Source organism: Granulicella sibirica (genome assembly GCF_004115155.1).
In the GTDB taxonomy this organism is placed as follows: Bacteria; Acidobacteriota; Terriglobia; order Terriglobales; family Acidobacteriaceae; genus Edaphobacter; species Edaphobacter sibiricus.
This window is the reverse complement of sequence record NZ_RDSM01000001.1, coordinates 590,622-606,221: the sequence shown is the minus strand read 5'-3', so window position 1 is coordinate 606,221 and position 15,600 is coordinate 590,622. Positions and strand designations below refer to the sequence as shown.

10 protein-coding genes and 1 tRNA gene are annotated in these 15,600 nt (G+C 60.5%); 6 read left to right on the top strand and 5 right to left on the bottom strand.

Going from position 1 to position 15,600, the window contains the following annotated elements; translation table 11 throughout:
- Positions 1-58 precede the first annotated feature (58 nt).
- Genes GRAN_RS02470 through GRAN_RS02460 form a run of 3 tightly spaced genes read right to left on the bottom strand, consistent with a single transcriptional unit; the run spans position 59 to position 5,828 of the window.
- A complete protein-coding gene (locus tag GRAN_RS02470) occupies positions 59-3,157 on the bottom strand; it encodes an efflux RND transporter permease subunit (protein ID WP_421800753.1) in 3,099 nt (1,032 codons plus the stop codon).
- Complete coding sequence (locus GRAN_RS02465) at positions 3,154-4,473, bottom strand: efflux RND transporter periplasmic adaptor subunit (RefSeq protein WP_241654295.1); 1,320 nt, start codon at positions 4,471-4,473, stop codon at positions 3,154-3,156. The genes GRAN_RS02470 and GRAN_RS02465 overlap by 4 nt, the downstream gene beginning before the upstream one ends.
- Entirely contained in the window at positions 4,470-5,828 is a 1,359-nt protein-coding gene (locus GRAN_RS02460; protein ID WP_241654294.1) for a TolC family protein, read from the bottom strand. The genes GRAN_RS02465 and GRAN_RS02460 overlap by 4 nt, the downstream gene beginning before the upstream one ends.
- Before the next feature lie 309 nt (positions 5,829-6,137).
- Between GRAN_RS02460 and GRAN_RS02455 the strand changes: the two genes are divergently transcribed.
- From GRAN_RS02455 to GRAN_RS02450, 3 genes are all read left to right on the top strand, one after another.
- On the top strand, positions 6,138-7,892 hold the full coding sequence (locus GRAN_RS02455; protein WP_128911421.1) for a tetratricopeptide repeat protein: 1,755 nt from the start codon (positions 6,138-6,140) through the stop codon (positions 7,890-7,892).
- Positions 7,893-7,957: 65 nt separating this feature from the next.
- Positions 7,958-8,542: a hypothetical protein gene (locus tag GRAN_RS25365; RefSeq protein WP_161570810.1), complete on the top strand. Its 585-nt coding sequence runs from the start codon at positions 7,958-7,960 to the stop codon at positions 8,540-8,542.
- A gap of 68 nt (positions 8,543-8,610) precedes the next feature.
- Positions 8,611-9,933: a methyl-accepting chemotaxis protein gene (locus GRAN_RS02450; protein WP_161570809.1), complete on the top strand. Its 1,323-nt coding sequence runs from the start codon at positions 8,611-8,613 to the stop codon at positions 9,931-9,933.
- Positions 9,934-9,998: 65 nt separating this feature from the next.
- On the opposite strand, the gene GRAN_RS02445 is transcribed toward GRAN_RS02450, so the two are convergent.
- A tRNA-Pro gene (locus GRAN_RS02445) sits at positions 9,999-10,075 on the bottom strand.
- 473 nt (positions 10,076-10,548) lie between these two features.
- Here GRAN_RS02445 and cysD point away from each other — a divergent pair.
- Genes cysD through GRAN_RS02430 form a run of 3 tightly spaced genes read left to right on the top strand, consistent with a single transcriptional unit; the run spans position 10,549 to position 13,815 of the window.
- Complete coding sequence (gene cysD / locus GRAN_RS02440; RefSeq protein WP_421800796.1) at positions 10,549-11,397, top strand: sulfate adenylyltransferase subunit CysD; 849 nt, start codon at positions 10,549-10,551, stop codon at positions 11,395-11,397.
- Positions 11,398-13,077, top strand: coding sequence for a sulfate adenylyltransferase subunit CysN (gene cysN / locus GRAN_RS02435; protein WP_128911418.1), 1,680 nt, complete (start codon positions 11,398-11,400; stop codon positions 13,075-13,077).
- A 21-nt stretch (positions 13,078-13,098) separates the two neighbouring features.
- On the top strand, positions 13,099-13,815 hold the full coding sequence (locus GRAN_RS02430; RefSeq protein ID WP_128911417.1) for a phosphoadenylyl-sulfate reductase: 717 nt from the start codon (positions 13,099-13,101) through the stop codon (positions 13,813-13,815).
- Here the strand turns inward: GRAN_RS02430 and GRAN_RS02425 are convergent.
- Positions 13,812-15,533, bottom strand: a complete 1,722-nt coding sequence (locus GRAN_RS02425; protein ID WP_128911416.1) for a sensor domain-containing diguanylate cyclase — start codon at positions 15,531-15,533, stop codon at positions 13,812-13,814. The two genes, GRAN_RS02430 and GRAN_RS02425, sit on opposite strands and share 4 nt — an antisense overlap.
- Positions 15,534-15,600 lie beyond the last annotated feature (67 nt).

Below are 15,600 nucleotides of genomic sequence, written 5' to 3'. Positions count from 1 at the left end.
TGCTTCCTGCAAGAGTTCGTTCTGGCCTGCGGTTCCCAGTCGGGGTCGCAGGCCTTTCTTATGCTGTCTGCGTTTTGGAGCGTGTGAGCAGGTAGTAGATCACCGGGGTAACGATCAGGCTGAGCAGCATCGAGATGACCAGGCCGCCGATCACCGCGATCGCCAGAGGCTGCAGCATCTGCGAACCCGCTCCGAGTGCGAACGCAAGCGGAAGCATGCCGCAGATCGCGGCCGATGCTGTCATCAGGATGGGACGCAGGCGTCGCTGTGCGGCATCGATCATCGCCTCGCGTGCCGAGACGCCTTGGCCGCGATAGCGTTCATCGGCATCGAGTAGGAGGATGCCGTTCTTGGCGACGATCCCAATGACCATGATGAGCCCCATGAATGAGGCGACATTGAAAGTGGTTCCCGTGACGAGGAGTGCGAAAACCACGCCGGCAATCGAAAGCACGGACGATGTGAGGATCGCGGTCGGCGCGGAAAAGTTACGAAACTCGACCAGGAGCACACCGAAGACAAGAGCGAGCGACAGCATGAGCACGCGCAGAAGTTCGTGGAAGGACTGCTGCTGCTCCTGGTAGGTGCCACCGTACTCGATCCGGACGGTAGGCGGAAGATGCATCGCAGCGACCGTGGCCTGCACCTTGCCAATCGCGGTGCCGAGATCGGATCCCTCGAGCCTCGCCGTGATCGTAATGAGTTGCTGCAGGTTCTCGCGTTTGATCTCGTTCTGCGGAGGTAACTGGGTGATTTGTGCCAGCGAGCCGAGCGTTGCGAGCTTTCCTGTGGAACTGTTGAAGACCGTGTTCTGAATCGTATCGAGCGACTGCCGTGTCTCGTCACCGAGCCGAAGACGCACGGTGTAAGGCCTGCCATTGGCGATCAGCGGGTCGGTGGTCGTGACCCCATCGAGAATCGAAGTCGCATCCTCCGCGACCTCCGCCGGAGTGAAGCCCATACGGCCTGCGATGCTGGGATCGATTTGAAAGTTTGTCGCTGGGCCGCTGATCGTGTTGTCGATACCGTTTTGAATATCGACCACTCCACCTATCTTGCTGATGGCATCCCCGATTCGCGGACCAAGATCCGCGAGAAGCGTAGGATCGCTTGCGAACACTTTGATCTGGATCGGCTCGGGAGCGTTCGACAGGTCGCCGATCATATCCTGCAGCACCTGCGTGAACTCGACGTCGAGCTCGGGTTCGGTCTTCTTGATCTCGGCTCGTGCGTCGGCTATCACCTCATCGATACCTCGGTCCCGCTTGCTCTTGAGCTTCACGGTGATGTCGCCGGTGTTGGCCTCGGTGACCGCGGCGAGACCCATCTGCAGGCCCGTCCGCCGCGAGGTACTCTCGACCTCGGGCATGTCATGCAAAATGCGGTTCACATGCTCAAGCACCCGGTTTGTCTCGGTGAGCGAGCTGCCTGCGGGCATGATGTAGTCGAGGATGAACCCGCCTTCGTCCATCTCGGGAAGCAAATCCGACCCAAGCGCGCGATAGGACAGGAAGCTTCCCACCACGAGGAGTCCACATAGTCCGAGCAGCAGAAACGGGCGGCCGAGCGACCAGCTAAGGCCTCGCTCATGCCAGTGAAGGGTCGCACGCATGAAGCGGCCATGCTCCTCGTGTTGCTTCTCAGATGCTTCTCGCCGGTCGCGGAGGATGACTAAGCTCAGTGCTGGTGTCCAAGTGACCGCCAGCAGAAGCGACGTGAGCAGTGCGATCGTCATGGTAATGGCAAGCGCGCGGAAGAAGCTTCCCGTCACGCCCGTCACGGAGATCAGCGGCAGGAAGACAACGACAGGCGTGATCGTCGAGCCGACCAGCGGCACAGCGATCTCATGCAGTGCGAGGCGGGCGGCCTCCGTGCGTGTTTCACCGCGATCGCGATGCGAGACGATGTTCTCGACGACGACGATGGCATCGTCGATGACGAGCCCGATGGCTGCCGCGAGTCCACCAAGCGTCATGAGGTTGAAGCTTTGGCCGATGGTCCAGAGGAAGAGAATCGTAATCGCCACGGTTACAGGAATCACTAGCCCCGCAACCAGCGATGAGGTCCAGTCGCCGAGAAAGAGGAACAGGATAATGCAGGCGAGCAGAAGCCCGATGAGGATGGCGTCGCGCACGCTTTTGATGCTCTCGCGCACGAGCTCGGACTGGTCGTAGTACGGGGCAAGGTTGACACCCTGCGGCAGCGTCTTGCGCAACTGCTCTACCTGCGCTGCGACCGCATCGGCTACGGCCACCGTGTTACTTGCCGGTTGGCGGGAGACGTTCAACAGCACAGCCTCGCGATCCCCGGCAGTCACTTCGGTATAGACCGGCAGCACCCCGGGCTGCACTGTGGCTACGTCCGAAACACGCACTGGAGCTCCACCCGGGGTCGTCTTGATAACGAGGCTGCCAAGCTGCGCGGCATCATGCGCCTGCGCTCCCACGAGGCCGAGTACGAGCTGATGATTGGCTTCGTACAGGCCCGGTGAATCAATGATGTTCGAGGCCTGCACTCCGTTCACGACGTCGAGAATGGTGACCCCTGCGGTCTGCATCCGAGCCATGTTCGGCACGATGTGGAACTCTGGAACCTTGCCTCCCTGCACCGTAACCGTGCTCACCCCAGGGATCCGGTTCAACGGTGGCTTGAGTTGATAAGTCGCCAACTCCCAGAGCAGCGATTGCGACATGTGGTCTGAGGTAAGGCTGTAACCGAGGATCGGAAAGGTCGCAAACGTGAGCCGGTTCGTCGTGATGTTCGCGGCGACCGGCAATGTCTGCCGAGCCTTGCCGATGGCCGCGTCCACAAGCTGGAGTGTATGAAACATGTCCACGTTCCAGTCGAAGAAGAGGCTCACCTCAGCCGACCCCCGGCTTGTTGTCGAGCGGACGGTTTTCAGGCCCGGGACGGAATTGACAGCGTCCTCGATCGGCTTTGTGACGGTGACCTGCATCTGCTCGACCGGCATCACGCCATTCTCGACACCGATGACTACACGCGGAAAGTTTGTATCGGGGAAGACAGAGATGGGCGTCTGGGTGGCTGCGTAAACGCCTGCGAGCGAAAGCACGATCAGGAAGAAGAAGATCGGCCCGCGAAAGCGCGCGACCCAGAAAGACTCATCGGTCGAAGAAGCCAAGGGCACGCCGCTCACTTGTCGTCTCCGGCCTTGGCCTTATCCTTGGCGTCTTTGTCGTCATCCTCTGCCTTGCCCACCTTCACTTTGGCGCCTTCATCGAGTCCATACGAGCCTGTGGTGATGACGGTGTCCGCGACCGTCAATCCTTGTGTCACCTCAACATCGTCGCCATCGTTGATGCCAAGCTGCACCGCCTTCTTGTGTGCTGCGCTGTCGGGTCCGATGACCATCACGGACTTCGTACCGTCCTGCCCGGTGAGGATCGCTGTGAGCGGTATCTTGACTGCTTTCTCGACCGAGCGACCGGCGATGGACGTCCTCACCGGCGTGCCGGCCTTGTATGTTCCGGAGCCATTTGCGACGCGCAGCCACACCTCAACCGTCGTGCTTCCGGGGTCGAGCGCGGGGCTTACCAGCGAGATCTTCGCGGGCACTGGATCGTCGGCTCCGGGGACGATTACCGAAGCTTCGTCGCCGACCTTCAGCCTCTGTGCGACTGTCTGCGAAAGATGTACCTTCGCGAGCAGCGACGATGTATCCATGACGGTGATGAGCGTGCTACCCGAAGTCACGGTCTCGCCAGGGAAGAGGGGGCGATCGGTCACAATACCTGTGATCGGACTGCGAATCTCGGAGTAAGAGACCTGCGCTTCAGCAGCCAGATACTTACCCTTCGCGGAGGATAACTGACCCTGTGCCTGCTGCAGCGTCGCCTGGTTGCTGACGCCTCTGAGCGAATCCAGATGGTTTTGCGCCACGTCGTACGCGGCCTTCGCCTGCACAAGCGCGGCGGCGGCGGTGTCGTAGTCTCTGCCCGGGATTGCACCTTCCTGGAAGAGTTTCTGGCGAGCCGCCACGATCTGGCCTTGCAGGTCCATCTGCGCTCTGGCTTGGGCTACATCCAGTTCGGCCCTCTTCATGTCCTCTGGAAGCTGAGCCTTCGTCTGCATCTCGAACGAAGCCTGCGCGGCTGAGTACTGGCCCTTGTTGTCGAGAGCCTGCGAGGTAAGATCCTGATTCTCAAGCACGGCCAACAGCTGCCCAGCTTTGACCTTCGCTCCGCGTTGCACGTAGAACGTTCGAACCGGTGCGGTGATCTTGGGAGAGATCGCTGCCTGCGCGAGCGGAGAGAGCGTTGCATCGGCCATGATTTTTTCAGAGATCGCGCCAACTTCGGGATGCTCCGCCTGCACGGAGACGAGAACAGCGGTCTCTGCCTCCGGCGCCTTCTTGCAGGCGTCGAGCGATAAGCCAAGGAGAAACATGGCCGCGGACTGCGTCGCAAGCCGGCCGCATGCTGTATGTCGAAATAGCGTCACGTATTTGCTCACAAAGTTCCTGTCAGAATTTGTAACTCGGCCTGTGCGGTCTGGTATCGAACGATCCCGTCAGCCTGAGCGCTCTCGGCCGCGAGGAATGCCGCCTGTGCATCGACGACTTCAAGCGCCGTCGCCTCGCCTGCCGTGTAGCGCAGCTTGGTTAGCCGAAGGCTCTCTGCTGCTGTACGCACGGTGAGGTCGAGCAAGTCAGCCTGGTCGCGAGCCGCTGCCGCTTCGGCATACGCTTCTTCCAGCGTGGCGATAAGTCTCCGCTGGGTTGCTGTCAGAGTCACCTTCGCGGCATCGCGCCGGATCTCGCTCTGCTTCACCCGCTTCTGCGTGGAGAACCAGTCCCATACTGGAATGTCGACCGTCGCACTCATCGAATAACCCAGGTTGCGTACGTCGTCCGGCCCGCTCTTGGCGAACTGCGGTGCGTCGATACCATAGTTGAAATTCAGCGCAAGATCCGGGAGGTAAGCAGCCTTTGCGGAAATGACCTCAGCGTTTCCCGCCTGCAGATCCGCGAGTGCGCTCCGTAGTTCTGGATTGTTCGCAGAGGCGAGTTGGTTCACCTCATCATGCGTTGGCAGCGCCCCAGGTGCGGCGGCAGCGTCGGTGATATAGGACGTCCGCGGGTCGGGAAAGAGCAGCACCGCAAGCTCGAGCCTGGCCTTATCCGCTGCCAGCTTTGCATCGCTCAACTCCCGCTGGCGCTGCTGCTGTTGCAACTGTGCCTTCACCACGTCGGCCCTTGCGACCTCCCGCGCCGCCTCGCGCTTCTGCGTCACATCGGTGAAGGCCTGAGCCTCATGCAGGGCGTCATTTAGCAGCCGCTGCTTGGTCTCGGAGGCCTGCACGGAATAGTAAAGGTTCACCACGGAGCCCACCAGCCCGCGCCGCGCTATCTCCAACTCGGCGGCAGCCCGCGCCGCGTTTGCCGAGGCGACGTGCACGTCGGCAAGCTGCTTGAATCCGAGCGTCTCGGTGATAGCTGCTTGACTCGTGTACTCGTGTACCGCGTTATTCGCGATAAAGACAGGAGAAGGCTGTGCGCCGACTTGGCCGCCCTGGTTGGTCTGGCCGTTCGGCTGCGTGTACAGCACCTGGTTGTGATAGGTCGCAGATGGTAGAAGCGCGGCCTTCGCGAGGTAGTGGTCGATCGAAGCTGTCTTCTGCGCCGCGAGAGCATTCGCGAAAACCGGCTCGTTCTGTTGTGCGCGTTGGATTGCCTGTGCGAGCGACAGACGCTGCGGACCCGGATCCGGGGGCGTCTGCGCGTTTAGTCCAGCGCAGATGCCAGAGAGATAGAAAACTGTGGCGGCCCGTGAAACCAGGCGCAGCAGGTTGACGTGCATCCGGCCCATAGAGCAAAAGACTAATGGGAAAACCTTAAGGTTTACTGAACCGGATCGAGCAGTTCCGAAGTTCAAGTTCTTTCTCATTCTTGCCTCATCTTTGCTTCTCCCTTTCCGCAGCTCAGGAACGAGTCCTGCTCATCTTGCCGGGCGGCTTAGGATCTTCCTTCCAGAATGACCGGGTAAATTCAGGAAATCAAAAAAACTCACTGCCAAACAGTCTTCGATGTTTACGGCGCGTCTTCACCCGCGATTGGCATTCAGTGTGCACTGTGCCTGAGAAGGATATCCGCTTCATCTATTCCATTTGACCAAACGATGACACAGACGACGCAAGAGACAAACAAGACGAGCAGTCCGGCCGGAAAACCTGCAGGCACGGGCTCAAGTGAGTCTGTCTTCCTTCGGGTCCAGCCGCCAACCGCTACTCCCATCACGCGCTCACAGCTCCCGGTTGCCTTCTTCGATCTTGATTCGATGAAGACTCGCGCCCTGGAACTCGCGGCAGCGGGGGAAGTTGAGCAGGCGATCTTCTTATATGGCCGGATCGTCGCCAGCGCCTCGGACGACGGCGCAAGTCATTTCCAACTCGCCCAGCTTCTCTCCCAGGCTGACCGCCTCGCCGACGCAGCGCGCTCCTATGCAAAGGTGCTTTCACTGCATCCTGAGATAGCCGAGGTGCACCTCTGCCTTGGCCGCACACTGCACGAACTCGGGGACCCTGCCGCGGCACGTCAATGCTTCGAGCGGGCCGTCACTCTCGACCCAAGCTCTGCCGAGGCTCTCTCAAATCTCGCCTCGATCTATATGGATGTGGGAGAACTTCAGCCCAGCGAGGTGCTTCTGCGGCACGCCGTTCAACTACAGCCGGATTTCGTCGCAGCCCACTGTAACCTGGGACGTCTGCTCGAAAAGCGTGGCGACACCGTCGGCGCCACCCAGAGCTTTCGCAACGCCCTTACCCTTGATCCAACGCACGTTCCCACGCTTTGCAACCTCGGCTTCATGCTCGATAACCTTGGTGACGCCCCAGCTGCGGTGAACTGCTACCGCCTGGCCCTCGCATCCCAGCCGGATGAACCGCTCGGGCTCTTCAACCTCAGTACGCATCTCCTTGCCGAGGGAGACTTCACGGCAGGATGGCGTGCCTATGAAGCCCGGTGGCTCACACAACAATTTTCCGCGTCGCGTCGGCCGTTCCAGCAGCCACCATGGCGCGGAGAAGACATCGCAGGCCTGCGCCTCTTCCTCTATGCCGAGCAGGGGCTCGGAGACACTCTCCAGTTCGCTCGCTACGCCCGGATGCTCGCGGATCTTGGTGCCGAGGTGATTCTCGAGGTCCAGCCTGCCGTCTTCGACACCCTGGGAACGCTTGACGGAGCCGCGCAGGTTATAGAGCAGGGAATGCCTCTCCCGGAATTCGACCTGCATTCCCCGCTCATGAGTGTTCCGAGCATTCTCCATCCGGACTGCGGCAATCCACCGGCGGGCGCGCCTTACGTGTCCGCAAACCATGAGACTGCAAACCAGTGGTCCCGACGCATGCAGGGCAATAAGCCGCGCGTCGGCCTGGTCTGGAGCGGCAATCCAAAACACTCCCGCGACCGGCTACGGTCTATCTCACTCTCCCGCTTTGAGGATCTCCTCCACCTGTCGGACATTACGTTCTACTCGCTGCAGAAAGGGCCCGCCGCCGCTGAGCTCGCCGAACTTTCACAGGACCGCCGACCGATCGATCTCGAGCATGATCTGCGCGACTTCACCGACACTGCCGCCGTGATCGCGAATCTCAATCTCGTCATTACGGTCGATACAGCCGTGGCTCATCTCGCCGGCGCGATGGGCAAGCCAGTCTGGATCCTTCTACCCCGCACCGCCGATTGGCGATGGCTCAAGGAACGCACCGACAGCCCGTGGTACCCCACCGCCCGCCTATTTCGCCAGGGAGAGTCAGGATGCTGGGATCAGGTTCTGGAGCAGGTTCATCAGGAGCTGGCGCTCACCTTCGCCAGGCACGGCAATACACCCATGAGCGGGAAGCCCTGCTTATCTCCGGAAGAGATTTTTTCGTGAAGAGCAGAAACAAAGACGAGTTTCAGCCGATAAGTATTTCGAGTGCGTTTCTTGAAAGGAAAGAAATGACGGCAGGGCCGACTGGAAAGCACGTTCCCCGGCTCCTCGTCGCGTGGGCGGTGCTCGTCATTCTTGTCGGCGCCGCGTTGACGTCCTTTCATCAGCCGTTTCGCACCCCGGATGAGAAGCTTCTCGTTCTCATGGCTGGTCCTGGTCGCGGCGGATGGCGAGCGATGCACGTCCTCTCAGGAGGATGCGGTTGCTCTCGACGCGTCATGCTGCACCTTCTGGAGCGCAAGAAGATGGACCATGTTGTGGAGCAGGTGCTCATGGTCGACGATCAAGTCCCTTACCTGCCCGACGTCGAGTCTCTTCTGGGCAAGCTACAAGATGCAGGTTTCCCGGTAAGACACATCGCGGCGGACCGTATTCCAGACGAAGCAGGGTTCAGCGGAGTTCCTCTCCTTGTGTTCGCCTCGCCCGAAGGCAGGGCAGCCTATGTCGGCGGCTATGGACCAGCCGGCGATCAGGATGCCGCAGTCTACGCAAACATCAGCGAAGGCAAGCCGCAGAAGTCACTCCAAGTCATCGGATGTGCGGTCGGAGGCAGGCTCCGGAGAGCGGTCGATCCGCTTCATCTCAAGTATTGAGCGGATTCCGCAGCAGACAGCTGAACCCAACAGGTTGCAGAAAGCGGCGAAGGAACGACGGTAACGACATGAGCGGCGACGTCACACAGTACCAACGTGCTTACACGAAGCGAGTAAACATCCTCGGATTCTGCTTCCTCACATTGCATCTCCCGGTACTGTGCGTTGTGGCGATGGTGCTTCATAGCAGCGTGCTCGTAACGGGCGGAGTGATGCTCCTTCTCCTGGCCGGGCCAGCCTTCGCCCTCCTCAACGACCCAACCTCGGATACCGGTGGCAACGTCCTCGCGGTCGCCGCGATGGGAGTCAGCGCGCTCGCCATTCACATTACTGGTGGCCTCATCGAGGCGCACTTCGAAATCTTCGTTCTGCTTTCGATGCTCGCGATCTTCGGTCGCATCGCGCCACCTCTCATCGCCGGTGGAACGATCGCCCTTCATCACCTTGTCTTCTGGCTCTGGCTGCCAACGAGTGTGTTCAACTACAAGGCCAGTTTCGATACCGTGATCCTGCACGCCGTCTACGTCGGCCTCGAGGTGATTCCGGCATGTTGGATCGCACGTCAGTTTGGCCGTTCCATCGAGGCGCAGGGAATCGTAATGGAGCATCTTGGAGCCGCGGCTGAGCAGATCGCGGGGGCGGCTGCCCAGGTCTCCGTGTCCAGCCAGTCGCTCGCTCGCGGAGCCACTCAACAGGCCGCGTCCATTCAGGAGACTTCGTCCTCCGCGCTCCAGATCAACACCATGGCCGGTCAGAATACGGTGAATTCCGCCTCGGCCGCCGAGATGGTCTCGCAGGCCGATGCCCGCTACGGCGCCACCGAGCAGTCACTCGCCGACATGCTCACCGCCATGGGAGACATCAACACCTCCAGCAAACAAATCTCGAAGATCATTAGCGTAATCGATCAGATCGCCTTCCAGACCAAGATCCTCGCGCTCAACGCCGCAGTCGAAGCCGCCCGCGCGGGAGAATCGGGACTCGGTTTCGCGGTCGTTGCCGATGAGGTGGGAAGCCTCGCCCAACGCAGTGCCCAGGCCGCTCGCGACACAGCGGTCCTCATCGAAGAGTCCATCCAGATCACCAACATCGGACTCAATAAGGTCAACCAGGTAGCCACAGAGATCCGTTCCATCACTACGGACTCTTCTCAGATCACGCGGCTCGTCAACGCCATCAATCTGGGTAGCCAGGAGCAGTCCAAGGGGGTCGACATGATCTCCCGCGCTCTTCATCAGATCGAAGAAATCACCCAAAGCAGCGCGGCAAGCTCCGAAGAGACTGCCGCCGCGGCCGAACAGCTTACTGCGCAGTCGCAGTCAATCAAGGAGATGGTCGCGCACCTCACCGAGCTCAGCGGTTCGGCGTCATCCGACATTTTCGCCGTTTAGCTCACCCGACAAACAGTTCTCCCGCACGTCGAAAACGTGCGGGTCATTGTCTTTGTTGTCATAGATGGTCGGGGCGAGAGGATTCGAACCTCCGACCCCCTGGTCCCGAACCAGGTGCGCTACCAGACTGCGCTACGCCCCGAACCGACTCATGTTGTCACAGGAGTTTGACGGCGCATGGTGCGTGTGGAATCTTCGGGAATCGGCAGGCATTTCAGCCCGCTCACTCACCGCACCGTCTCCATGAGTCTAGCAGAAAATGCTTCCTTCGCGGGGGCAGGGGAGTGCCATTGCGGTCCTTTGCCGGGACAGGAAGGCCGAATTGCTATACTTGAGTCATGACCTTCTGCGCTGAGCTCGGTTGTTGTTGCACGCAACCTCAGCATCGGCCGTGTCGACGCTCCTAGCGCCTGCTGCATCCGCCGCACTCCCCTGACATCCAATCCAAGAGTCTTATTTCCGCCGGCGTCATCCTGGCGCATCGATGAGACGGAGGGCACGTTGACCTACCAGACCGCCGAATTCGAACCTCTAACCGAGACTCTCGCGCCTGTACTTCAGGCTCCCGAGCGCCTCAACCATCTGCAGGCTCTTGAAGCGGAATCCATCGCGATCATGCGCGAGGCCGTCGCTGAATTTGCTCGGCCTGTCATGCTCTACTCCATCGGCAAGGATTCGAGCGTGATGCTCCGGCTCGCACAGAAGGCGTTCTTTCCCGGCAAGATCCCCTTTCCGCTGCTCCACATTGACACCAGCTACAAGTTCCCGGAGATGATCGCCTTCCGCGACGCGTACACGAAGGAGATCGGCGCCGACCTCGTCGTGCATCGCAACGAAGCCGCTATCGCGGGCGGGGCGAATCCATACGAGCTCGGAACGCAGAACTGCTGCGGCCTGCTGAAGACCCGCGCGCTTCTGGACGGCCTAGAAGCCGGCGGATACGATGCAGCCTTCGGTGGCGCTCGCCGCGACGAAGAAAAATCCCGCGCGAAGGAACGCGTCTACAGCTTCCGCGATTCTGCCGGCCAATGGGACCCCAAGAACCAGCGCCCCGAACTCTGGAGCCTCTACAACGCCCGCCTGCGCAAGGGCGAAAGCATCCGCGTCTTTCCGCTCTCCAACTGGACCGAGCTCGACATCTGGCTCTACCTCTACGCCGAGAAGATCCCGATCGTGCCGTTGTATTTTGCTCAGGACCGCCCCATCATCATGCGCGGCGGAGCCATGACCCTTTATCACGACGGCATGAAGCTCTTCCCCGGCGAGAAGATCTTCACGGAGAAGGTCCGCATGCGTTCCCTTGGCTGCTTGCCTTGTACGGGAGCCATGCGCAGCCAAGCCGACACCCTGCCCAAGATCATCGAAGAGCTCATGACCTTCCGCCGCAGTGAACGCGAGAACCGCGCCATCGACCACGACGAAGAAGGCAGCATGGAAGTCAAGAAGCGCGAAGGGTATTTCTAAATGGCAACGCACGTCGTCACACCTCAACCCGAAACTGCGCTTCGATCCGACGATCACTTTGAGCAGTTCCTCGCCGCTCACCTCGGGCAGCAGATGCTCCGTTTCACCACCGCTGGCAGCGTCGACGACGGTAAGTCGACCCTCATCGGCCGTCTTCTCCACGACACCAAGAGCGTCTACGAAGATCAGCTTGCCGCCGTTGCGAGCAGCCGCGTCAACCGCGCCTCGAACGGCCACGTCGACTTCTCCCTCCTTACCGATGGCCTCAAGGCCGAGCGCGAGCAGGGAATCACGATCGATGTCGCCTACCGCTACTTCTCGACCGCCAAGCGTAAGTTCATCATTGCCGATACCCCCGGGCATGAGCAGTACACCCGCAACATGGCCACCGGAGCCTCGACCGCTGACGTCGCCATTGTGCTCATCGACGCTCGTGCCTTCCTCCGCCTTGGCACGTTGCTGCCGCAGTCCCGCCGCCATACAACCATCGCAAGTCTTCTCGGTATTCCCCACGTTGTAGCTGCCGTCAACAAGATGGACATCGTCGACTACTCGGAAGAGACCTTCAAGGCGATCCAGGCCGAGTTTCTCGCTCTAGCCGAGCGCCTCCGCTTGACCTCGGTGGCGATGATCCCAGTGAGCGCTCTCGAAGGGGACAACGTGGTCGCCCCGAGCACGAATATGCCCTGGTACAAAGGGCCGACGCTGCTGCAGTACCTCGAAGACGTCCCACTCGGCACGACGACAAGCCAAGCGGAAGAAGATGCGGCTCCGTTGCGTTTTCCGGTCCAGTTAGTCCTGCGTCCTGACCTGAACTTTCGCGGGTTCTCTGGACAGGTCGCCCGTGGAGTCCTTCGGGCGGGGGAGCGTGTCATGGCTCTTCCGTCGCGCCGCGAATCCGTCGTCAAGCGCATCGTCACCTACGACGGCGACCTGACTGCAGCCTCCTATCCACAGAGTGTTACCGTCGAACTCGAAGACGAGATCGACCTCAGCCGAGGCGAGATGCTCGTCCAGGCAGGCTCCGAATCAGCCCTTCCGCACATCGGCAATCGCTTCCGCGCCATGGTTGTGTGGATGCATGAAGACCCACTCGTACCGGGCCGCACCTACATCGCCAAGCACACGACGCGCACCGTTAGAGCCACTGTCAAAGACCTTCGTTTCAAGGTCGACGTCGGCACTCTCGACCACGTCCCCTCCGAGAGCCTCGCGATGAACGAGGTCGCGGAGGTCGAATTCGAAACCAGCCTTCCTCTCTTCTTCGATTCCTACGCTGACTGCCGATGGACCGGCTCCCTTATCCTGATCGACGCCGTCACCAACGCCACGGTCGGCGCTGCCATGATCCTCGATGTCGTCGAAGCAGACACCGTTGTCGCCACAAGCGCCATCACCGCACGTCCGACACTCTGCCTCCTGCCCGGGCGGCCACTTGATGCCGAACGGCTCCTCGCCACCTTCATTGCTGGAGGCGAGCACGCCGTCCTCATCGACGATCCAGATATCCCGGACTCCGCCATCCCGGCCGTCGTCCGCGCCCTGCAGTTAGCCGGAGTCATCGCAATCACCGCCCGCCTTCTGGATCCCGAGATCGAAGCCGCCGCCCTCGCCATTGCCGGCACCGACGCCATGCGCCTCGATGAATCCGCCACCTCCGCCACCGAATCAAGTAACTGAGTCATAGAGAAGGAGAAAACCATGAGTCTCGTCGAATCCGTAGCCGAGTGGCTCGCCCCTATCGACTTTGAGGCCCTCACCGCCGAGCAGGTCGTCGAGCAGATACTCAATGACGCCGATGGAGCCCCAGTCTGCTTCACCAGCAGCTTCCAGACCGAAGACATGGTGGTCCTCGACCTCCTCCGCAAGCAAGTACCGAACGTCCCCGTCATCTTCCTCGAAACCGGCTACCACTTCCCGGAACTCATCGCTTACCGCGATCGCATGGCCCGCGAGTGGAACCTGAATCTCATCAACGCCATGCCTCTTCTCTCCCTCGAAGAGCACGAAGGCCAGTACGGCAAGCTTCACATCGTCCAGCCGACCAGTTGCTGCAACATGCGCAAGGTTGAGCCGCTCATGCGCTCGCTCGAGCCCTTCGACTGGTGGTTCACCGGCCTCCGCCGCGAGCAGAGCCCCACTCGCGCCAACCTCAAGAAGGTCGAAGACCACACCACCCCCACCGGCAAGAAGATGAAGAAGGTCTCGATCCTCGCCGACTGGAAATGGGCCGACGTCCTCGCCTACGCCGAGGCCAATAACATCCCCCGCCTCGAACTTTACGATCGTGGCTACACCAGCATCGGCTGCGAGCCCTGCACCGCCATCCCCGCCGCCGGAGCCGACCCACGCAGCGGACGCTGGGGTGGCAACAAGCTAGAGTGCGGCATCCACACCTTTTCCCAGAAGGAAGGCTAGGCTGAGCCCTGGCTGATCTCCTCGAGCTGCATCGCTTCCATCGCGAACGGCTCGGCCAGCACCACCTGGTTCCGCCCTGCACGCTTCGCGCGGTAGAGTGCCTCGTCTGACATTCTCAGGAGTGTCTCGGCAGTCCGTCCGTCTTGCGGAAACACTGCCACGCCGATCGAAACAGTCACCTGACCGTAAGCCGTGTCCGACGCCTTCCGCATCTCCGCGATCTTCTGCCGGATCACCTCAGCGCGCTCGTACGACCCAAGCGGGCTGCTGTCTGGAAGGATGATGGCAAACTCCTCGCCGCCATACCGGCAGACAATATCTTCGGTCCGTACGCTGGCTCGAAAGACCTCGGAGACCTGCTTCAACACCGAGTCACCCGCTCCATGGCCAAACAGGTCATTGAACTTCTTGAAGTGGTCGACATCGACCATCAGCACTGCGAGCGTATTCTGCCGTCGACGTGCCAGCGCAAGCTCCCGCTCCAGCGCAATCTGCATGAAGTGCCGATTGAAGAGCCCGGTGAGACCATCGCGAACCGACTGGTTTTCGAGCTTATTCCGCAGTTGCAGCGACGCCACCGCCATGCCCGTCAGCTCAACGAGCTGCCTTACCCCGTCGATCCTCTGCTCAACCAGCAACTCAGCGTCCTCAGTCCCGCACTCGATATGCAGTATCCCGATCGTCTCGCCGTGCGCCACCATCGGTATGCACAAGTAGCACGCGGGAGCCCCATGCAGGAAGTGGTCGCAATGTATCTCCGAGACCTTCGTCCTCCTCCATCTCAGCCTCCCGGACCTCAGCCCACAGCAAGCCTCCGTGGAAAATATCTCCGGCACCTCGCATCGTGTACCTCCTTCATTCCATTCCGATACTGTTTCTACAATGTGTCTCGAGTGATTGATCATGCACAGAGAACCGGAGGACCCTGGAAGTAACTGGGCCAGGCTCGTCGCTGCCGCCCGGTACACCTGCGCCAGATTCACGCAAAGCTGCAACTCATCGCGCGCGCTCGTCAGAAGTCGAGACTCACTCGCTCGGTCCTTCAGTGTCGTCACGCTCTTCGCCAACTCCTGGTTGACCAGCGCAGCCTCCCGCGCGATTTCCTTGCGCCTAAGCGCATCCCGCAGCAGAAGCCCAAACAGAATTGCAAGCGCCGCCAACGACAAACCTACAAAGGCAAGCTCCCCGGCAATCGAGACAAATGAGGTCTTTGCGGAGAGTTCGGTCCGCATCTTGAGGAGCCGGCGCTCCAACTCCGTCATCAGCCCAAGCGTCTTGCGGCACTCCAGAAGCTGATTCGCCGGTAGCTCCTTGTTCGATTGGAGTCTCTCCAGCGCACGGGTCAGGTTCACCTCGCACCCTTCCAGGCGCTCCACATTCGGGGTCTGATTCGGGTTATCGGAGACCAGGCTCCTGATATGCACCGTGGTGGTTTGCAAAAAGGCCAGGCTTCCGCGCGCCGTGTTCAACTGCTCTTCATCTTTCGTGAGCACATACAGTCGCGAGGCCGTGCCTACGCGCTCCGCCATCGACGAGGCACTCTGCAGCGAACTCAGCACATCCTGCGTGTGCTCGACCATGGAGGCGGCGGCGATTAAACTATTGCTGCTGCGATAGAGAAACACGCCCGCGCCAAGCGTGAACAGCATGGATCCAATCGCGGCCGCGACGATCAGCGCTACGGGGGAGTTCCGAAGAGAAAGCTTCCTGATCCACATGCGATCGACGCACCTCTTGCTCAAGCACTACAAGCCACGCCCAACGTCTTACCGAGGGACAAGGCTG